Source organism: Rhizobium oryzicola, from assembly GCF_030504645.1.
GTDB lineage: Bacteria > Pseudomonadota > Alphaproteobacteria > Rhizobiales > Rhizobiaceae > Neorhizobium > Neorhizobium oryzicola.
In genome coordinates, this window is the sequence record NZ_JAUKWQ010000001.1 from 835,090 (window position 1) to 853,790 (window position 18,701).

At 60.4% G+C, this 18,701-nt stretch carries 18 protein-coding genes; 12 read left to right on the forward strand and 6 right to left on the reverse strand.

The genetic code is table 11. The annotated features are described in order from the left end of the window. Positions 1–15 precede the first annotated feature (15 nt). From Q2T52_RS04005 to Q2T52_RS04030, 6 genes are all read left to right on the forward strand, one after another. Positions 16–1,038 carry a DUF4424 domain-containing protein gene (locus Q2T52_RS04005; RefSeq protein WP_302075372.1) on the forward strand — a complete coding sequence of 341 codons (1,023 nt, stop codon included), beginning with the start codon at positions 16–18 and terminating at the stop codon, positions 1,036–1,038. A gap of 234 nt (positions 1,039–1,272) precedes the next feature. Next, positions 1,273–3,087, forward strand: coding sequence for a HAMP domain-containing methyl-accepting chemotaxis protein (locus tag Q2T52_RS04010; protein ID WP_302075373.1), 1,815 nt, complete (start codon positions 1,273–1,275; stop codon positions 3,085–3,087). Between the two features lie 156 nt (positions 3,088–3,243). After that, the gene (locus tag Q2T52_RS04015; protein ID WP_302075374.1) at positions 3,244–4,239 is read left to right on the forward strand and encodes a DUF4424 family protein; all 996 of its coding nucleotides are present in this window, start codon (positions 3,244–3,246) and stop codon (positions 4,237–4,239) included. An 86-nt stretch (positions 4,240–4,325) separates the two neighbouring features. Further along, positions 4,326–4,658, forward strand: coding sequence for a type II toxin-antitoxin system PrlF family antitoxin (locus Q2T52_RS04020; RefSeq protein ID WP_302075375.1), 333 nt, complete (start codon positions 4,326–4,328; stop codon positions 4,656–4,658). A gap of 3 nt (positions 4,659–4,661) precedes the next feature. Beyond that, on the forward strand, positions 4,662–5,144 hold the full coding sequence (locus Q2T52_RS04025) for a type II toxin-antitoxin system YhaV family toxin (protein ID WP_302075376.1): 483 nt from the start codon (positions 4,662–4,664) through the stop codon (positions 5,142–5,144). Between the two features lie 377 nt (positions 5,145–5,521). Further along, positions 5,522–5,866, forward strand: a complete 345-nt coding sequence (locus tag Q2T52_RS04030; RefSeq protein WP_302075377.1) for a hypothetical protein — start codon at positions 5,522–5,524, stop codon at positions 5,864–5,866. A gap of 103 nt (positions 5,867–5,969) precedes the next feature. Here the strand turns inward: Q2T52_RS04030 and dxs are convergent, their stop codons facing one another. Further along, positions 5,970–7,886, reverse strand: coding sequence for a 1-deoxy-D-xylulose-5-phosphate synthase (gene dxs, locus Q2T52_RS04035; protein ID WP_302075378.1), 1,917 nt, complete (start codon positions 7,884–7,886; stop codon positions 5,970–5,972). A gap of 297 nt (positions 7,887–8,183) precedes the next feature. On the opposite strand from dxs, the gene Q2T52_RS04040 reads away from it, so the two are divergent. Further along, positions 8,184–8,408 carry a hypothetical protein gene (locus Q2T52_RS04040; protein WP_302075379.1) on the forward strand — a complete coding sequence of 75 codons (225 nt, stop codon included), beginning with the start codon at positions 8,184–8,186 and terminating at the stop codon, positions 8,406–8,408. Positions 8,409–8,492: 84 nt separating this feature from the next. Here the strand turns inward: Q2T52_RS04040 and Q2T52_RS04045 are convergent, their stop codons facing one another. After that, positions 8,493–9,410 carry a pirin family protein gene (locus tag Q2T52_RS04045; RefSeq protein ID WP_302075380.1) on the reverse strand — a complete coding sequence of 306 codons (918 nt, stop codon included), beginning with the start codon at positions 9,408–9,410 and terminating at the stop codon, positions 8,493–8,495. A 387-nt stretch (positions 9,411–9,797) separates the two neighbouring features. Here Q2T52_RS04045 and Q2T52_RS04050 point away from each other — a divergent pair, with 387 nt between their 5' ends. Continuing rightward, the gene (locus tag Q2T52_RS04050; protein ID WP_302075381.1) at positions 9,798–11,861 is read left to right on the forward strand and encodes a DEAD/DEAH box helicase; all 2,064 of its coding nucleotides are present in this window, start codon (positions 9,798–9,800) and stop codon (positions 11,859–11,861) included. A gap of 42 nt (positions 11,862–11,903) precedes the next feature. Here Q2T52_RS04050 and Q2T52_RS04055 read toward each other — a convergent pair whose 3' ends face one another. Both Q2T52_RS04055 and Q2T52_RS04060 read right to left on the reverse strand, forming a co-directional pair. After that, positions 11,904–12,209: a HigA family addiction module antitoxin gene (locus Q2T52_RS04055; protein WP_302075382.1), complete on the reverse strand. Its 306-nt coding sequence runs from the start codon at positions 12,207–12,209 to the stop codon at positions 11,904–11,906. 79 nt (positions 12,210–12,288) lie between these two features. After that, positions 12,289–12,759, reverse strand: coding sequence for an Lrp/AsnC family transcriptional regulator (locus tag Q2T52_RS04060; RefSeq protein WP_302075383.1), 471 nt, complete (start codon positions 12,757–12,759; stop codon positions 12,289–12,291). A gap of 181 nt (positions 12,760–12,940) precedes the next feature. On the opposite strand from Q2T52_RS04060, the gene Q2T52_RS04065 reads away from it, so the two are divergent. Genes Q2T52_RS04065 through Q2T52_RS04080 form a run of 4 tightly spaced genes read left to right on the forward strand, consistent with a single transcriptional unit; the run spans position 12,941 to position 16,084 of the window. Next, positions 12,941–13,714: a transporter substrate-binding domain-containing protein gene (locus Q2T52_RS04065; RefSeq protein WP_302075384.1), complete on the forward strand. Its 774-nt coding sequence runs from the start codon at positions 12,941–12,943 to the stop codon at positions 13,712–13,714. A 36-nt stretch (positions 13,715–13,750) separates the two neighbouring features. Further along, positions 13,751–14,461 carry an ABC transporter permease gene (locus tag Q2T52_RS04070; protein ID WP_436799499.1) on the forward strand — a complete coding sequence of 237 codons (711 nt, stop codon included), beginning with the start codon at positions 13,751–13,753 and terminating at the stop codon, positions 14,459–14,461. 6 nt (positions 14,462–14,467) lie between these two features. Beyond that, positions 14,468–15,157, forward strand: a complete 690-nt coding sequence (locus Q2T52_RS04075; RefSeq protein WP_302075386.1) for an ABC transporter permease — start codon at positions 14,468–14,470, stop codon at positions 15,155–15,157. Between the two features lie 18 nt (positions 15,158–15,175). Further along, positions 15,176–16,084, forward strand: coding sequence for a homocysteine S-methyltransferase family protein (locus Q2T52_RS04080; RefSeq protein ID WP_302075387.1), 909 nt, complete (start codon positions 15,176–15,178; stop codon positions 16,082–16,084). A gap of 307 nt (positions 16,085–16,391) precedes the next feature. Here the strand turns inward: Q2T52_RS04080 and Q2T52_RS04085 are convergent, their stop codons facing one another. After that, complete coding sequence (locus Q2T52_RS04085; RefSeq protein ID WP_302075388.1) at positions 16,392–17,177, reverse strand: ATP-binding cassette domain-containing protein; 786 nt, start codon at positions 17,175–17,177, stop codon at positions 16,392–16,394. 14 nt (positions 17,178–17,191) lie between these two features. Then, positions 17,192–18,514, reverse strand: a complete 1,323-nt coding sequence (locus Q2T52_RS04090) for a sugar ABC transporter permease (RefSeq protein ID WP_302075389.1) — start codon at positions 18,512–18,514, stop codon at positions 17,192–17,194. Positions 18,515–18,701 lie beyond the last annotated feature (187 nt).

The window sequence follows — 18,701 nt, forward strand, 5'->3', positions numbered from 1 at the left end:
CGAGGGCGAAACGCGATGAGCAGGAAAATACTCAAGACGATCAGCAGGGCGTTACATACTATAAGCGCGCTTCTTGCCCTGGCCGCAGCTGCTTCCGCCAATGACAGTGTTGCCGAATTCAAGACCGGCACTCTCGTGTTCCTCTATACCGATAAGGTGGAGATGAGCGAGGAAGACCTGTTCATCTCCATGGACGAGGTGCGGGTGGATTACGTCTTCACCAACAAGACGGACAAGGATGTAGAAACGGTTGTCGCCTTTCCGATGCCGGATCTCCAAGGCTCCCATGGTGTCCTGCTTAATGATCCTGAGGCCGACAACTTCGTCGGCTTCACGGTCACGCAGGACGGTAATGCGATCAGCCCGAACCTCGAACAGCATGTCCTCGCCGGTGGCATAGACCACACGGATGAACTGCGCCAGGCCAAGGTGCCGCTGCTTCCCTACAGCGACAAGACGCCTACCGCGATTGCCGCGCTGCCGGACGCGACCCGCAAAGACTGGGTATCCAAAGGGCTTGTCTGGGAGGAGCCCGATTATTCCGGCAAGGAGACGCGACGACAGTATATCCCGCTGTGGACGTTGCGCTCGACCTACTGGTGGAAGACGACCTTTCCCGCCGGCAAGACGGTACGCGTCAGCCACCGTTACAAACCCGGTGTCGGCGGCAATTCCGGAATCTGGTTCGTGGAAGACGGCAAGACTACCGATGCTTTCAAGGACTATTCGACCCGCTACTGCATGGACGACGCCTTTCTCAAGACGGCGACAAAACTAAGCCACGGCACCTCCGGCAAGGATCCGTTCTATACGGAAAAACGGCTCTCCTACATTCTCACCACGGGTGCCCATTGGGGCGGAACGATCGGCAAGTTCAAGCTGACGATCGATAAGGGCAAGCCGGAAAACTATCTTAGTTTCTGTGGTGATGGCGTCAAGAAGACTGGCCCGACGACCTTTGTGATGGAGAAGACGGACTTCTACCCTGCAAAGGATCTGGATATCCTGATCCTCTTCGATGAAGGCGTTGCGCAATAGTCGAGCGATATTTTTGGCGCGGTGGACAAAGAAAAAATTGCTCTCTCCGCTGACGGGTTTTCGCGATGGCATCGCTATCATTAAGTCTAATCAAAAGGTTGTGCCGCTGATGATGGTTATACCTATGAGTTGATAAGTCTAAGTATATAAAAGCATATTTTAATAAAATTGCGGATAGCGTGGTTGCAATCCAATGCGCGACATGGATGTCGCCTTTACATGGGAAAGCATGTCATGCGTCGTCCAAACATCAAGATGTCACTGATCAGTCTTCTCGTGCTCATCGCCGTCATGCTGGGCGTCTTTGCCTGGATTTCGGAAGAAGGCTTCGGCCAGATGAACGGCATGACGAAGGAAATTGCCACCAACCGTCTGCCGAAGCTTGTCGCCACGGAGCAGATCGCGACAGCCTACTTCACCCTGAACTTCTCCTATGCCCGCCTGCTCCTGGCGGATGATCCGCAAGAGATCGCGCAGGTCAAAGCCTATCTAAAGGATCGCAAGAACGACCTCTCGAACATTATCGAGAAGATCCGTCCGACGATCGTCAATCCTGAGGGCAAGGAAGCGCTGGCCGGTATCGACAAGGCGCTGGCTGCCTTCAACAAGACCGGCGATGCCCTGATGGAGTTGTTCGATGCGGGCAAGAAGGAGGAGGCGGACCAGTTGCTGGATCATGATATGGTGGCCAATATCGACGCCATGAGCAAGGCGATCGCCGTGCAGCGGGCCTACAATCAGCGGATTACGGACACATCCTACAAAAAGAGCCAGGCCCTCTACGACAGCATCGTGCAGTTCAGCTATATCGTCACATCCATCGGCTACCTCATCCTGTTGGCAGCCGGCATCTATGTCGTGATCAGCATTGCTCGGCCGATCCAGCGCATCACGTCGGCCATGCGCAGGTTGGCGGCAGGCGATTGCGAGAGCGCCATTCCCTTTGCTGCCCGCACCGATGAGATCGGCAACATGGCCGGTGCCGTGGAAGTCTTCCGCCAGGCAGCGATCGAAAACATCCGGCTGACGCAGGAAGCCGAGGAGCAGCGCCAGAATGCCGAGCGCCAGAAGGGGGAGTTGCAGCGGGCAGCCGCAGCCGAAGCGCGCCGCCAGCTTCTGGAAGCGACCAGCGCGCTTGCTGCCGGCCTGCAGTGTCTCGCCTCCGGAGATCTCAGCTACCAGATCACCGAGGTCGTCTCGGAGGATTTCACTGCCCTTTGCGACAATTTCAACTCCGCCGTCCGTCAGTTGTCGCAGGTGCTGGCGACCGTCGCCGACGCTGCGAACCAGATCGAGATAGGCACACGCGAAATCGCCATGAGTTCCGACGATCTGGCCAAGCGCACGGAGCAGCAGGCGGCCTCGCTGGAAGAGACCGCCGCGGCGCTGGATGAGATTACCGTCAATGTCACGTCCTCCAGCAAGCGCACCGACGAGGCCCGCCAGGTCGCGGCCCAGGCCAATAGCAGCGCCCGCAAATCAGCGGAGGTGATGGCGGAAGCCGTTTCCGCCATGGGCCGTATCGAAGGCTCGTCGCAGCAGATTTCCAGCATCATCGGCGTGATCGACGAGATCGCTTTCCAGACCAATCTTCTGGCGCTGAATGCCGGTGTCGAAGCCGCAAGAGCAGGCGAGGCAGGCAAAGGCTTTGCCGTGGTGGCGCAGGAGGTGCGTGAACTCGCTCAGCGCTCCGCCAAGGCTGCCAAGGAAATTAAGGAGCTGATCGGCAACTCGGCGGATGAGATCAACAGCGGCGTGCGCCTTGTATCTTCCACGGGCGAGACGCTGAAGACGATCGAAAGCCATATCCTGACGATCAACGACCAGCTGAACGCCATCGCCACAGCCACCCGCGAACAGTCTACCGGGCTTCAGGAGGTCAACACGTCCGTCAACCAGATGGACCAGATGACCCAACGCAATGCGGCCATGGTGGAGGAATCCAACGCGGCAAGCGCCAACCTGGCCGGGCAGGCGACGCGCCTGCGCGAAATGATCGGCCAGTTCCGCTTCCAGCCGCTGTCCGCCCAGCAGCGCCGCGCCGCGTAATCCCAAATCGCGTGCTTCGCCCGGCTCAACGGAAGCCGGGCGCTCTGCATTTTTAAAAAATGCATGCAAAAAGTGCCAGGGACAGTCGCCGGTTCTTTGTTCCAGGCGTGATAATCGATGTCTATTCTCCCGTGCCGGTAACGGGGATATCTGAACATGATCAAGTTTATCGCGCTATCCGCAGCGGCCCTCATTGCTCTGGCAGCCGACACGCGGGCAGATGACATCACGGATGAATTGAAGACGGGCGGGCTGATCTTTCTAAACGGATCCCCACTGCGCATGGATGAGCAGAACCTCACCCTCTCCATGGACGAGATCTGGATAGAGTACACGCTCACCAATACGGCGAAGGCCGACGTGGAAAGCGTTGTGGCCGTGCCAATGCCCGATCTGACGGGCGAGTTCATGCACGAGGTCGCGATCAACAATCCGGACGCGGACGATTTCCTCGGCTTCAAGATCACCCAGGATGGCAAGTCGGTCCAGCCGAGCCTGGAACAGCATGTGGTCGTCGCCGGGCTTGATCGCACCGAGGATCTGCGCCGTGCCAATGTGCCGCTGCTGCCCCGTGCTCAGAAAACGCTGGATGCGATTAAATCCCTGCCCGAGCCCGTGAAGGCCAATCTCCTCGCGCAAGGCTTGATTGAGGCCCAATCCATGGGCTCGGCGACAGACGACTACATTCCGATCTGGACACTGCGCTCCGCCTATTGGTGGAAGGCGAATTTTCCGGCTGGCAAGACCGTGCATATCAGCTACCGGTACAAGCCCAGCCTGGGGCGCTCGCTGGAGATCCTCTTCATGCAGCAGGGCAAACCCGCCTACAAATTCAAGGAAACCTCAGCGCGCTACTGCATGCAGCAGGCCTTCCTGAAGACAGCTGCCGATCTTTCCAAAACAAACCCGGTCGAGGAGCCCGCCCATCGCCCGGCCTGGATTTCCTATGACGGCGCCAGCGCCCCGCATTGGAACCGGCTGCCGAGCAAGTACAAGGTCACGATCGACAAGGGCAAGCCGGAAAACTATGTGAGCTTCTGCGGATCCGGTGCCAAGCAGACCAGTCCTACGACCTATGTCCTGGAGCCGAAGGGCGAGGATGCCTTCAAGGATCTGGATGTTCTGTTCCTGGTCGCGCCGCAGAAGAAGTAGGGGACAGAGATACGTTTGTAACGCAATCGTCTCATTGACAACGTAAGGAGTTATCCTTACCTTTCTCCCCGAAAAAGGAGAGGGATATGCCTGCTCTATTGAAGAAGGTCAGCACCATCACGGAGAAGGGCCAGATAACCGTGCCGAAGTCGGTGCGGGAAGCGCTCGGTGTCGGCTATGGCGGTCGCGTCGCCTTCTATGTCGCCGAAAGCGGCGAGGTCTCGATCCGCAAGGAAGTCGACGAGAGCGGGGACGATCCGGTGATCGACGGCTTTCTCTCTCTGCTCGCCAAGGATCTTGCGGATCACCCAAACAGAATTCAGGCCTTCCCGCCGCAACTTGCTGCCTGCATCGCCGAACTGGTGAACGATGTATCCGTCGATCTGGATGAGCCACTCCTTGGCGACGTGGCCCTCTGAGCCATGCTGGTCGTCAACGGTTGGGCGCTGTGTGCACACCCTCTGCTCCTCGACCAACTGGAAAAACTCACGGTCGCGGTGGAGAAAGAGAAGCGCCGCGATCCGGACGGCTATCACAAGAGCGCCAACGCCAAGCTGCTTGCTGCCTTGCGCCTCCTGATGTTCGAGAAGATCCCGTTAGACCCCACATCCTCCGCCTATATCCAGGGCAAGACGCTGGGGGCGAACCGCAAGCACTGGTTCCGCGCAAAATTCGGAGCAGGGCGCTTTCGGCTTTTCTTCCGCTACAGCAGCCGAGCCAGGATCATCATCTACGCCTGGGTCAACGACGAACACAGCTTGCGCACCTACGGCTCGAAAACGGATGCCTATGCAGTGTTCAGGTCGATGCTGGAAAGCGACAATCCGCCGGATGATTGGCAGGCATTGCTGGATGCTGCTGAGAAGGCGCAGGAAAGGTGGGAACTGGCGCTCGGAGGGAAGTGAGAGAGCGGCGGTTGGTGCCAATAGCGGGCATCGATGTTCAGGTGTTGTGATGGTCCGACGAACTGTAGAAACTCGGGTCGTTATCGAACACCTTGTAATTTTCGATACGGCTGCTACGCTCCTTTCTCGCTGGCTTTACCCGACATGCCAGCCAAAAAACAACAGCCAGCAGGAGAGCTCCAGTAGCCAATCCCAAAAGCATGGCAATTATAGTTGTCATGGACACTCCGTCGATTAATCAACGATAGTCAATTTCATCGGATCAGCAAGTTCTTAAGGTAGGTCAAGAAGTAGGCAACTGGCCGCACGCGGCCTTCCGCAACTTGCCAGCAGCAGTTTTTAGCCTTCAACTGAATAGGCGGAATCGGAGAAGTGCAATGGCAACCGACTGGCTGAAGGGAAATGACCCTGATGCAGACTGGGACGCGAGTTTTGCGGAAGAACTCCGTGGCAGCCTCGTCCTCTTAGGCATCACTTATCTGGATTCAGATGAAACTGTCGCTGAAGTGCGTCAGCACCACGGTTATGTCAGAGCTGTCGATCCCCGTTGGGGAATAACGGTTCAGATTGGTGATATCGAAGCAAAGGAAGAAGTTAATCTTCCTCCCATGCTGAACGTTTTCGAAAAGGCTGAAGAAGGATTTTACACCGACAACGCAGGAAATGGCGTCATCAATCCGGATTTCATCGCGTATTTCACGGTCCGGTGTCCGGCCATTTAATCTCAGCGCATCTTATGCGGTGTGCGCTTCGGGCCGATCGCGGCCTTCGACTAGCCAATGAAAGAAAGCCGCTGAAGCCCATCCAGAGCAGCGCCTTTCGAAATCACCCCGCAGCGCCCACCTGCAGCCCGCGGCCCAGCGCGTTGAACACGGTCTTCACGATGCCGGCGCGGTCGAGTCCTGCCTTGGCATACATGACTTCCGGCTTCGCCTGATCCATCCAGAGATCAGGCAGCACGAGCGAGCGGATGCGCAGGCCGTGGTCGAGCAGGCCCTCCTGCGCCAGGAAGTGCATGACCTGGGAGCCAAAGCCGCCGACGGCGCCTTCCTCGATCGTCACCACGATCTCATGGTGACGGGCAAGCTGGCGGATCAGGTCGTGATCGAGAGGCTTGGCGAAACGGGCATCGGCAACGGTCGTCGAAAGGCCCGCGGCATCCAAATCTTCCGCCGCCAAGAGACAGTCGGCGAGGCGCGTGCCGAAGGAAAGCAGCGCCACCTTGGCGCCCTGCTTCATCACGCGGCCCTTGCCGATTTCCAGAATTTCGCCGCGTTCCGGCAATTCCACGCCAACCCCCTCGCCACGCGGATAGCGGAAGGAGATCGGACCGTCATCGTAAGCCGCGGCGGTGCGCACCATATGCTTCAGTTCCGCCTCGTCGGCGGCCGCCATCACCACGAAGCCGGGCAGCGATGCCAGGAAGCCGGTATCGAAGGAGCCCGCATGGGTCGGGCCATCGGCGCCGACAAAGCCTGCGCGGTCTATGGGGAAGCGCACCGGCAGCCCCTGGATCGCCACGTCATGCACGACTTGGTCGTAACCACGCTGCAGGAAGGTGGAATAGAGCGCGCAGAACGGCTTGTAGCCTTCCGACGCCAGGCCAGCCGCAAAGGTTACGGCATGCTGTTCGGCAATGCCGACATCAAAGGTGCGTTCCGGAAACAGATCCTGCAGCTTGTCGAGGCCGGTGCCGTTCGGCATGGCGGCGGTGATGCCGACGATCTTCTCGTCGAGCTTTGCTTCCTGCACCAGCGCATCGGCAAACACGGCCGTATAGCTCGGCGCATTGGGCTTCGCCTTCGCCTGCGCGCCGGTCATTACGTCGAACTTGTTGACGCCATGATACTTGTCGGCGGCGGCTTCGGCGGGCGGATAACCCTTGCCCTTCTGCGTCACCACATGGATCAGCACAGGCCCCTTGGCGTTGTCGCGCACATTGCGCAGCACGGGCAGCAGGTGCTCGAAGGAGTGACCATCGATCGGGCCGATATGGTAGAAACCCATTTCCTCGAACATGGTGCCACCGGTCACATAGCCGCGTGCATGTTCCACGGCGCGGGTGATGGCGCGGTCGACATTCTTGCCGAGATAGGCGGTGAGCTTCTTCCCGAACTCCCGGAAGCCCATATAGCTGCGGCCGGAAGCAAGGCGCGCCAGATAGGCGCTCATGGCACCCGTCGGGGGCGCAATCGACATGTCGTTGTCGTTGAGGATGACAATGAGCCGCGCATCGAGCGCACCGGCATTGTTCAGTGCCTCATAGGCCATGCCTGCCGACATCGCACCGTCGCCGATCACGGCAATCACATTGCGCGGCGTCTTGGAAAGGTCGGCCGCAACCGCCATCCCGAGACCGGCGGAAATGGAGGTGGACGAATGCGCCGCGCCAAAGGGATCGTATTCGCTTTCCGCCCGCTTTGTGAAGCCGGAAAGGCCGTTCTCCTGGCGCAGCGTGCGGATGCGGTCGCGCCGCCCGGTCAGGATCTTGTGCGGATAGCACTGGTGGCCGACATCGAAGATGAGCCGGTCGTGCGGTGTGTTGAACACGTTGTGGATGGCGATCGTCAATTCCACCACGCCAAGGCCCGCGCCCAAGTGACCACCGGTGCGCGAGACAGCATCAATCATCTCGTCACGCACTTCGCGGGCGAGTTGCGGCAGGTCGCGGTCTTCAAGATTGCGCAGGTCAGCGGGCAGATGCACCTGATCCAGCAGCGGTGTCTTGGGGGTCGATGTCACGAATTTAAGGCCTTTTCTGCGCTTGTTTTTGAAAGCCAACCTTCCCCAAGATGATAAGAAAAGCGGCTTTTTCAAGTGTCGTTAAGACGTGCTTCTAATGGATTTTCAACCGTCAGAGCAAAGGATGTTTCGAGGGAATCGCACCGAAGCAGGAATTTTTGTCATGATAGAGGATTTTGGGCAGGCGGACAGCGATGCACGACCGATTGCTGGCGGTCTCCTGTTTGGACGCCATCTCCCGGAACTGAAAGACGGAACCCGCGTTTTTGGACCGTATCAGAACTGAAGGTGAAATTCATGAACAAGATCATCCTTGCTGCAACCCTTGCAATCTCTTCGGTCATCGCGATCCCGGCGGCGTCCTATGCCGAAACCGTCACCATTCGCACCGATGACGGCATGCATCGCCCGCACCGGGGACCGCATGCGCGGATGGCGCCGCGCAAGCATTGCATGTCCAAGAAAGTCGTCACCTACCGGCACGGCGAGAAGGTAACGCGCGTCACGAGAGTCTGCCGTTAAACGGCAGCTGTGGAGAGCTGAAGGCCCTGATCTTTGGCTCTCCAAGCCGTTGCGATTGATGTCACCGGACGGCGCCGGTGGCCGCTAAGGCAACGGGACGAACTCCTCTTCATCCCCCGGCACTATATCGAAGCGGGCACTGCGCCATTCTTCCTTGGCCTGCTCGATCCTCTCTTTGGAGGATGAGACGAAATTCCACCAGATGTAGCGTTTTGAATTCAGTGCGGCGCCGCCGAACAGCATGATGTGGCAGCCGTCCGGCCCGCCCTCCAGCGTGATTGCGTCGCCCGGGCGAAACACCAGCAGCTGGTCAGCGGCAAAGGTGTCGCCCGCCACCGTCAACTGGCCAGCGAGAATGTAGATGGCGCGCTCTTCATGGCCGGCGGGGAAGGGGAAACGCCGCCCGGCCTCCAGCGTCAGATCCACATAAAGCGTATCGGTGAAGGTTGGAACAGGCGAGCGAAGCCCCTCGAAGGCCCCAATCACCACGCGACCCGCTGCACCATCCGCCTCGATCAGCGGCATGTCACTCTTGGCGGTATGGGCAAAAGCCGGGTCGATCTCTTCCTTGTCATCTGGCAAAGCGAGCCATGTCTGCAGGCCGGACATGGAGAGCGGATGGCCGCGCAGATTTTCCGGCGTACGTTCCGAATGCACGATGCCGCGCCCCGCCGTCATCAAATTGATGTCGCCCGGGCGGATGACGAGTTCGGTGCCAAGGCTGTCGCGATGCTTGATCTCGCCATCGAACAGATAAGTGACGGTGGAGAGCCCGATATGCGGATGCGGCTTCACATCCAGCGCTTCACCGGCCCGCAGCACGGCCGGGCCCATGCGGTCGAAGAAGATGAAGGGTCCGACGAGACGCCGCTGGCGGGTGGGCAGCGCGCGCCTGACTTCGAAGCCGCCGATATCGCTGGAGCGCGGAATGATCAGGTTCTCGATCGCGTCGCAGGCAAAGGCATCGCCGGGTTCGGGATCGTTGCCGGGGAAGAAGGACATGCGTGATTCTCCTGTTGAATTGCCTTTGCCCGAGGCGGAACATCCCCTCTGGCCTGCCGGCCATCTCCCCCACAAGGGGGGAGAAGACTTGTGGCACCGCCCCGCCACATATCTGGGACCTGCAAATGAGGCCAAAGACGGTGCGGCTGGATTAGCCCCCCCTTGTGGGGAGGGGCTGGGGAGGGGTCTTCATGCGATATACATCCCGCTAATATGTCATGCATCCATCTGCTCGTCTTGTTCATTTACCCTTTCGCGATGCGCAGCTTTGTGTTGTGGGTTCCGCTTTGACATTTGGCGGCCAAAGGATTAGGGACAGCGGCATATCACGCCGCGCAATCTGCGGCCTTTCGCGCGGAAATGCGCCCTGATCCGAAAGACCTTGAAATGTCCGAACTGAATATCGCCGTTCCGGCGATTGCCAAGGCGTTGTCAAAGCGCGGTTATGAGACCCTGACGCCCGTACAGCAGGCCATGCTGGACCCGGCGCTGGTGACCGCCGATGCCCTCGTTTCCGCCCGCACCGGTTCGGGCAAGACGGTTGCCTTCGGTATCGCGATCGCCCCGACGCTGCTCGGCGACCAGGACCGATTCGGTCCGGCACGCGCCCCCCTGGCACTGGTGATCGCACCCACCCGCGAACTGGCCATGCAGGTGAAGCGCGAGCTGGACTGGCTTTACGAAATGACCGGCGCTGTCATTGCCAGCTGCGTCGGCGGCATGGATATCCGCAATGAGCGCCGGGCGCTGGAACGCGGCGCGCATATTGTCGTCGGTACGCCCGGCCGCATCTGCGACCACATCCGCCGCAATGCGCTCGATATGTCGGAACTGCGCGTCGCCGTGCTGGATGAGGCCGACGAGATGCTCGATCTCGGCTTCCGCGAAGACCTTGAATTCATTCTGGACGAAGCGCCGGACGATCGCCGCACGCTGATGTTCTCGGCAACGGTTCCGGCCGGCATCGCCAAGCTGGCCAAGCAGTATCAGCGCGACGCCGTGCGCATCGCCACCGCGACGGAAGAAAAGCAGCATGCGGATATCGAGTACCGCGCGCTGCTCGTGTCTCCCTCCGACCGCGAAAACGCCATCGTCAACGTGCTGCGCTTTTACGAGGCAAGAAACACCATCGTTTTCTGCTCCACCCGCGCTGCCGTCAACCACCTGACGGCGCGGCTCAGCAACCGCAATTTCTCCGTCGTGGCGCTGTCCGGTGAACTGACCCAGAACGAGCGTACCCATGCGCTGCAAGCCATGCGCGATGGCCGCGCCCGCGTCTGCATCGCAACGGACGTTGCCGCCCGCGGCATCGATCTGCCCGGCCTGGAACTCGTCATCCATGCCGATCTGCCGACCAATTCGGAAACCCTGCTGCACCGCTCGGGCCGCACGGGCCGCGCCGGCAACAAGGGCATCAGTGCCTTCATCGTGCCGGTCAACCAGCGCCGCAAGGCCGAACGCCTGCTGGGCGGCGCCAATGTGACGCCCGCCTGGGTGCGTCCTCCGTCTGCCGAGGAAGTGATCGAGCGCGATCAGGAGCGTCTGCTGGCCGATCCGGTGTTCGAGGAAGAGGTCCGCGAGGAAGAGCAGGAACTGATCGCCAAGCTCGTCGAAACCTATGGCGCCGAAAAGCTGGCGGCCGCCTTCGTCAACATGCACCGCAACAATCATGCAGCACCCGAAGACCTGCTGGAAGTGTCCGTGCAGCCGGGTGCCGCCCGCAAGCCGCGAGAGGGTGGCCGCGAACGCCAGGAATTCGAGCCGACCCCGCGCACGCCGCGTGGCGAATTCGGTCCCGCCGTCTGGTTCTCGCTCTCGGTCGGCCGCAAGCAGAATGCCGAACCGCGCTGGCTGATCCCCATGCTCTGCCGCAACGGTAACATCACCAAGGCCGAGATCGGCGCAATCAAGATGCAGCAACAGGAAACCTATGTGGAACTGTCGGCCGATATCGCCGATGATTTCCTCGGCGCGCTCGGCCCGAACAAGATGCTGGAGCGCGGCGTTCGCGTAACGCGTCTGGAAGGCATGCCCGATCTTTCCCGCCAGAACGAAGGTCGTGGCGAGGGGCGCAGTGAGGGTCGCCGGGAAGGGCGTGGCGAAGGCCAGAGAGACTATCAGGGCGAGCGCAAGCCGTTTGCCAAGCGTGCCTCTGGCGAGCGTTCCGCGCAGGACGAACTCAGGGATTGGCCGAGCGAAGGCGGCGAGGGTGCGCCCAAGCCGAAGAAGAGCTTTGCCAAGCGCGACGACAATGCTGGCGACGAGCGTTCCGAGCGGCCCTACAAGGCCAAGAAGAGTTTTGACGACCGCCCTGTGGCCGACCGCCCGCCGCGTGAAAAGCCTTTCCGAAAGGAGGGCGGCAAGCCTTCCTTCGCCGCCAAGGACGGCGCGCCAAAACCCTTCAAGAAGGGCAAGCCCAAGGCCGCCAACGGCAAGGGCAAGAGCTGGTAAGATCATGAAGCCCGGAGCGATCCGGGCTTATTTCGTTGGAGCTCAGGCTGATTTCAGCGTCGGTATCTGGCTGACATCGACATTGTGTTCGGCCTGCCACGCGTCATAGGCTGCCTGCATGCGCAGCCATACGCCGGCGCCGTCCCCGAAGAGCTTTCCCAACCGTGCAGCGGTGTTGGGAGAGACGGGTTTTCTCTCGCCCAGAATATCATAGAGATGCTGGCGCGAAATCCCGAGCAGTTCGGCAATTTCCACCTTGCTCTTTCCCAGATCCGAAATCAGGTCGTCGAGGAGCGCGCCCGGGTGAGACGGGCATCTTTGCAGAGGGCGTGTAACCTCATATTCCATGATCGGTTCTCCTCACTTAGTGATATTGTTCCAGATCGACTTCATAGGCATGCCCATTGGAAAACTCGGCTTGGACCTCTCACTCGTCCATCGGCACGGTGAGGCCCACCTTCACATCGCGCAGCACGACATTGGTGTTCATGCGCTTGATCTGCGGGTTGTCGGCCATCAGCTGTGCGCTGATGTCGTCGTAATGCTCCACGTCGCGGGCGGTGATGATGGCGATTAGATCCACCTGGCCGGTGACGTAATAGACCTGCTGGATGTGCGGCTGCTTGTCGGCCCAGAGGCGGAAGCGCGCCAGCGCATCATAATTGTCGCGTTCGATTTCCATGGCAGCGATGAAGGTCATGGGAAAGCTGCTGGCCTTGCGGTTCACCACCGCCACCTCGCGGGCGATGATGCCCTCAGTGCGCAGCCGCTTCAGCCGTCGCTGAACGGCAGACGGCGAAAGGCCGATCTCTTCGGCAATGGCTTCCGCCTTCAGCTGGCAGTCCCGCTGAACGAGTTCGAGGATGCTGCGATCATAGGGGTCAAGTGGTTCTGACATGACAGATCTTTTACAGCATTCGCGGCGAAGAGGAACGGTCAGGAATGATAGCGCGCATATCAGGCGCTAAACGCAAATTATTGCGGATTTTTAGCATGAATTTGAAAGATGATGGCAGGAAAAATGCGCAATATGCCTCTATGGTGCGGAAAATTGTCATTGCACATGCAAGGGGTATTTCATGAAGGCACTCTCTCTTCTCGTCGCAGGCGCGGTACTTCTGGCCTCCACATTCACGGCGCAGGCCGAAGTTCGCTTCGGCATCATGAACGAGGCCTATCCGCCCTTCTTCGCCAAGGATGCGGCAGGCAAGTGGAACGGCTGGGAAATCGACCTGATGAATGCCGTCTGCGAGGAGATGAAGGAGAAGTGCTCAATCGTCGAACTCTCCTGGGATGGCCTCATTCCGGCGCTTCAGGCCAAGAAGTTCGATGTGATCTGGTCGTCCATGTCGATCACCGATGAGCGCCTGAAGACCATCGACTTCACCAAGAAATACTATAACACGCCGAGCAAGTTGATCGGCCCGAAGGACCAGAAGCCGGGCGCCACGGCCGACGCCGTCAAGGGCAAGACCATCGGCATTCAAGTCTCGACCATCCAGTCCGATTACTACAAGAAGTATTTCGCCAAGGATGCCAAGGAACAGACCTACCAGACGCTGGACGAGGCCTTCCAGGATCTCGCCAATGGCCGCATCGATTACGTCTTCGGTGATTCCATCGCGCTCGCGGAATTCCTGAAGAGCGATTTCGGCAAGGGCTGCTGCGCCGACATGGGCAATGTTGTCGATGACCCGGCCGTTCTCGGTTTTGGTGTCGGCGGCGGCCTGCGCAAGGACGATACCGCCCTGAAGGCAAAGCTCGATGCCGCCATTCAGGCCGTTCGCGCCAGCGGCAAGTATGACGCCATCTCGAAGAAGTATTTCGACTTCGACATCTACGGCGCGAAGTAAGGCAGTCGAAGGTTCAGCCGCGTGGCCACCAGCCAGATGAGCATCTGGGAATTGCTGTCGCCCGTCCCTCCGGGATGGGGCGGCACGCTATTGGTAGGTGCTGCCTCGACGGTCCTCATCTCGGCCTGTGCCTTCTCCATCGGGCTCGGCATCGGTTTGCTGGGCGCCGCGGGCAAGCTCTGGGGGAGGAAGCCGCTGATCCGGCTTCTCGATCTCTATACGGGCATCATCCGCGCGGTGCCGGAACTGATCCTGATCGTCGGTCTCTATTATGCGGGAACCGATGGGCTGAACCGGCTGCTGGCCAGCCTTGGCCTGCCCACCATCGAGGTCAACGGCTTTCTCGCGGCGGTCATGGTGCTGGGCTTCGTGCAGGGCGCCTATATGACGGAGGTGCTGCGCGGCGCAATCCAAGCCATTCCTGCAGGACAGTTGGAGGCCGCGCGTGCTTTCGGCATGTCGCCGCTGCTTCTCTTTCGCCGCGTCATGCTGCCGGCACTTCTGCCCAATGCGCTGCCCGGCCTTGCCAATCTCTGGATGGCGATCACCAAGGATAGCGCTCTGGTGGCCGTTGTCGGCTATCAGGAACTGGCGCTTGCCACCCGGCTCGCCGGCGCCAACACCAAGCATTATTTCCTGTTCTTCTTCGCCGCAGCCCTTCTTTATCTCGCCATCACGCTCGCCTCCAACTGGGTGTTTGCCCGCATCGAGCGGCGCGTGCGGCGCGGCCAGCCGGTGGTGGAGTAGCGCGCCATGAACTTCGATTGGCTCTCCCGCTACCTGCCGCTTCTGCTTGATGGTGCCATCCAGACCGTGTCGCTGCTGGTCATCTCCGTCAGCATCGGCTTCGTGCTGGCAATCGGACTGGCCTTTGCGCGGGTCAGCGGCGGGCCAATCGCGCGCAATCTTGCACGCGGCTACTGCACATTCCTGCGCGGCACGCCGCTCTTGATCCAGCTGTGGCTGCTCTATTACGGCGTGGGATCGTTGTTGCCGATGATCCCGGGCATTCGCCAGAGCTTCCTGTGGCCCATCCTGCGCGAAGGATTCTTCTTCGCCGCCGTGTCCTTCACGCTGAATTATGCGGCCTACGAGGCGGAGGTGCTGCGCGGCGCGCTGCTCGCCGTGCCGAAGGGCGAGCTGGAAGCGGCACGCGCGGCCGGCATGGGGCCGCTGCTGCTCATCCGCCGCATCTGGCTGCCGCGCGCCATTCGCATCGCCCTTCCCACCATCGCAGGCGAAGTGGTCATGCAGCTGAAGGCCACGCCGCTCGCCTTCACCGTGACCGTCATGGATCTCTACGCCGTGGCCTACAAGGTGCGGCAGGATACGCTGCTGGTCTATGAGCCGCTGCTGGTGGTCACTGTGTTCTATGTTTTTCTCACCCTCCTCATCACCCGCGTCTTCAAGGGCATCGAGGGGCAGGTGCCGATCCGTCGATAATCTCTGAAAGGCCTGACCATGACCAAACTCCGTATCCTCGATGGCGGCATGAGCCGTGAGCTTCTGCGTCTCGGTGCTGAACTCAAGCAGCCGGAATGGTCCGCACTGGCGCTGATCAACTCGCCCGAGATCGTGCGTCAGGTCCATGCGGAATTCATCGCGGCGGGTGCCGAGGTCATCACCACCAATTCCTATGCGCTGGTGCCCTTCCATATCGGTGAGGAGCGTTTCGCGAAGGACGGTGCTGATCTCATCGCGCTCTCTGGCCGGCTGGCGCGGGAAGCCGCCGATGCATCGGACAAGCCTGTGCTGGTGGCGGGCGGCCTGCCGCCGATCTTCGGGTCCTACGAGCCGGAAAATTTCGATTCGACCCGCGTGCAGGATTACCTCTCGGTGCTGGTGAAGAACCTCGCACCGCATGCGGATCTCTGGCTTGGCGAAACGCTCAGCCTGATCGCGGAAGGGGAGGCGGTGCGTATCGCCGTCAAGGATACGGGCAAGCCCTTCTGGATATCCTTCACGCTGGCCGATGACGAGGCTCAGGTAACGGGCGCAGAGCCAAAACTGCGTTCGGGTGAACTGGTGGCGGATGCCGCGCGCTGGGCGGCGGGCTCAGGGGCTGAAGCGCTGCTGTTCAATTGCGCCAAGCCCGAGGTCATGAAGCGAGCCGTTGATGTTGCGGCTTCAGTTCTGAAGGCGGACGGTGCGGCGATCGAGCTTGGCGTCTACGCCAATGCCTTCGAGGCGGACACGGATGAGACAGCGGCCAATGAGGGTCTGCATGAGACTCGCTCGGACCTGACGACCGATGCCTATTCCCGCTTTGCCTGCGACTGGGCGGATGCGGGCGCCACGCTGATCGGCGGCTGCTGCGGCATTGGTGCGGGCCACATCCACACGCTGGCCGGTGTGTTGCGAGGGCGGTGAGGGGCAAGCACGAAACGGTGTCGGTTTGACAGGTGAGGGATCACCCCACCCGCAGCTTCGCTGCGACCTCCCCCTCAAGGGGAGGTGGGGAATTCGCGGCTGCCCACGAAATGCTTGTCGCAAACGATGAGTTGAGAGCAGCTGACGCAAACGGCCCCTTCTCAACGGCTTAGGTGTCGCAAAGGCTTAAGATGAGGTCGGAGGGTGCGCCGATCGCCCTACCTCCCCTTGATGGGGAGGTCGGCGCAAAGCGCCGGGTGGGGTGACTGAAAAAGGCGGCCCTTGTGGAGGCCGCCTTCGAAATGTTTCACGCCATCTGCATGGCGCCGGGGCCGGCGGTGGCACCCGGCGGCACCTTGCCGAGGATGATCATGCCGAGAACTTCGTCCTTGGTCACATCTTGCGTGCGGGCATGGCCCACCACCTTGCCGTTCTTCATCACGAACACGCGGTCCGCGAGGTCGAAGACATCGTGGATGTCGTGGCTGATGAGGAAGATGCCGATGCCCTCGCGCTTCAGCTGGGTGATGAGCTCGCCAACTTGAGCCGTTTCCTGCGGTCCAAGCGCTGCCGTCGGCTCGTCCATGATCAGGATGCGGGCGTCGAACAGGATGGCGCGGGCAATGGCGACCGACTGGCGCTGACCGCCGGACAGTGCCTTGACCGGCTCCTTGAAGCGCTTGAAGTTGGGGTTCAACCGTCCCATCACCTCACGCGCCTTGGCTTCCATTGCCACGTCGTCCAGCGTGCCCCAGGGGGTGCGCAGTTCCCGGCCGAGATAGAGATTGGCGGCGGCATCGACGTTATCGGCGACAGCGAGCGTCTGGTAGATCGTCTCGATCCCATACTTCTTGGCGTCACGCGGATTGTTGATGTCCGCCTGCTCGCCATTGATCAGTATATCGCCGGAGTCGCGGCGATAGGCGCCGGAAAGGATCTTGATCAGCGTCGACTTGCCGGCTCCGTTATGGCCAAGCAGGGCAACCACTTCACCCGGAAAGAGATCGACGGACGCGCCGTCGACGGCGTGGATACCGCCGAAGGAGATGGAAACATCGCGCATCTCCACCAAAGGCGTTCCTTGTTGGGTCATTTTTCCTCCTCCTTCTATCGGGCGCGGGCGCGGTAGACGGTGTCCAGCCAGACGGCCAGAACCAGAACCATGCCGATCACGATGCTTTGCAAGGGCGCATCCATGCCAAGCAGAACCATGCCGGAATTCAGCGACTGCATGACAAAGGCGCCCAGAACGGCACCGGCAATGGTGCCAACGCCACCGGCGAGCGACGTGCCGCCGATGACGGCTGCCGCGATGGTATAAAGCTCATCCAGCGTGCCTTGCGCATTGGTGGCGGCGTTGAGGCGTGCCGTCGAAATGGCTGCCGCAATTGCGCAGAGCGCGCCCATCAGCGCAAACAGGCGCACCGTCACCCAGCGGGTCTTGATACCGGCGAGTTCCGCTGCTTCCGGATTGCCGCCGATCGCGAAGACATAGCGGCCGAAGCGGGTGCGGTTGGCAAGGAAGGTCATCACGATGGCAATGCCAATGGCAATCAGAACCGGAATGGCGATGCCGAGCGAAATATCGAGCCCACCATCCGGCCAGGCAATGCCATGCTCCTCGGCATATTTGCGGGCCAGATTGACCGGCATGTAATAGCTGTTGAGCACGTTGACGGCCAGCAGAACCATGCCGCAGGACACGCCGCCGACCACATATTCGGCCCATATCGGCTTCAGCGGAAAGCCGAAGCGCTTACGCTGCTTGCGCGAATGCAGGATCGACAGCACAATGAAAACGCAGGCGATTACGCCGACAACCCAGCTGGCGGTTGCCCCGATCGAGCCATCCGCGCCACCGCCCATCAGGCGGAACTTCGTGTCCATGGGCGCAACGGTCGCGCCGCTTGTGACCATCCAGGCGCAGCCGCGCCAGACCAGAAGGCCGCCGAGGGTGACGATGAACGACGGAACCTGCAGAAACGCGATGATCATGCCCTGCAGCGCGCCGATGGCGGAGCCGAGGATGAGGCCGACGCCAAGCGCCAGCACCCAGTTCAGCGGGTGATCATAGCCCAGCCATGCCGGCAGGAATTTCGTTTGCGTCACCGCCATGATCATGCCGACGAAGCCCAGGATTGAGCCGACCGACAGATCGATGTTGCGGGTAACGATCACCAGAACCATGCCGGTCGCCATCACGGAAACGGAGGCCGCCTGTACGGAAAGGTTCCAGAGGTTGCGCGAGGTCAGAAACAGACCGTCGGACAGAATATGAAAGCCGACCCAGATGATGAGCATCGCGACGACCATGCCGAGAAGGCGGGTGTCGATTTCGGTCGCCTGAAAAAATCGCTTCAGCGGATTGCCGGGTGCCGGGCGCGCGCCAGTGGCGTGGCTGGTGGCGACCGGGATGGATTGATCCGTCATGAGCCTACAACTCCCCTCGAAATACATGTCGCGCAAAATGAAACAGCGGATTTGCAGGAACGACATGCGTCAAAACATGAACCTGGGCGAGTTGTGTCTTTGTATCTTCAACACGCCAAAGTTCCGGCAGGCATCCGCGACTGAAGGACGCCGCGGTAAGACCGCGACGCCCAATCCGGAAAACCGT

Bases quoted from the DNA above. Each gene is read 5' to 3' on its own strand.
- Q2T52_RS04025 (WP_302075376.1), top strand. From the start codon at position 4,662: ATGCTGGTCGTCAACGGTTGGGCGCTGTGTGCACACCCTCTGCTCCTC.
- Q2T52_RS04070 (WP_436799499.1), top strand. From the start codon at position 13,751: ATGAGCATCTGGGAATTGCTGTCGCCCGTCCCTCCGGGATGGGGCGGC.
- Q2T52_RS04005 (WP_302075372.1), top strand. From the start codon at position 16: ATGAGCAGGAAAATACTCAAGACGATCAGCAGGGCGTTACATACTATA.
- Q2T52_RS04090 (WP_302075389.1), bottom strand. From the start codon at position 18,514: ATGACGGATCAATCCATCCCGGTCGCCACCAGCCACGCCACTGGCGCG.
- Q2T52_RS04065 (WP_302075384.1), top strand. From the start codon at position 12,941: ATGAAGGCACTCTCTCTTCTCGTCGCAGGCGCGGTACTTCTGGCCTCC.
- Q2T52_RS04020 (WP_302075375.1), top strand. From the start codon at position 4,326: ATGCCTGCTCTATTGAAGAAGGTCAGCACCATCACGGAGAAGGGCCAG.
- Q2T52_RS04050 (WP_302075381.1), top strand. From the start codon at position 9,798: ATGTCCGAACTGAATATCGCCGTTCCGGCGATTGCCAAGGCGTTGTCA.
- Q2T52_RS04015 (WP_302075374.1), top strand. From the start codon at position 3,244: ATGATCAAGTTTATCGCGCTATCCGCAGCGGCCCTCATTGCTCTGGCA.
- Q2T52_RS04060 (WP_302075383.1), bottom strand. From the start codon at position 12,759: ATGTCAGAACCACTTGACCCCTATGATCGCAGCATCCTCGAACTCGTT.
- Q2T52_RS04040 (WP_302075379.1), top strand. From the start codon at position 8,184: ATGAACAAGATCATCCTTGCTGCAACCCTTGCAATCTCTTCGGTCATC.
- Q2T52_RS04010 (WP_302075373.1), top strand. From the start codon at position 1,273: ATGCGTCGTCCAAACATCAAGATGTCACTGATCAGTCTTCTCGTGCTC.
- Q2T52_RS04055 (WP_302075382.1), bottom strand. From the start codon at position 12,209: ATGGAATATGAGGTTACACGCCCTCTGCAAAGATGCCCGTCTCACCCG.
- Q2T52_RS04045 (WP_302075380.1), bottom strand. From the start codon at position 9,410: ATGTCCTTCTTCCCCGGCAACGATCCCGAACCCGGCGATGCCTTTGCC.
- Q2T52_RS04080 (WP_302075387.1), top strand. From the start codon at position 15,176: ATGACCAAACTCCGTATCCTCGATGGCGGCATGAGCCGTGAGCTTCTG.
- Q2T52_RS04085 (WP_302075388.1), bottom strand. From the start codon at position 17,177: ATGACCCAACAAGGAACGCCTTTGGTGGAGATGCGCGATGTTTCCATC.
- Q2T52_RS04075 (WP_302075386.1), top strand. From the start codon at position 14,468: ATGAACTTCGATTGGCTCTCCCGCTACCTGCCGCTTCTGCTTGATGGT.
- Q2T52_RS04030 (WP_302075377.1), top strand. From the start codon at position 5,522: ATGGCAACCGACTGGCTGAAGGGAAATGACCCTGATGCAGACTGGGAC.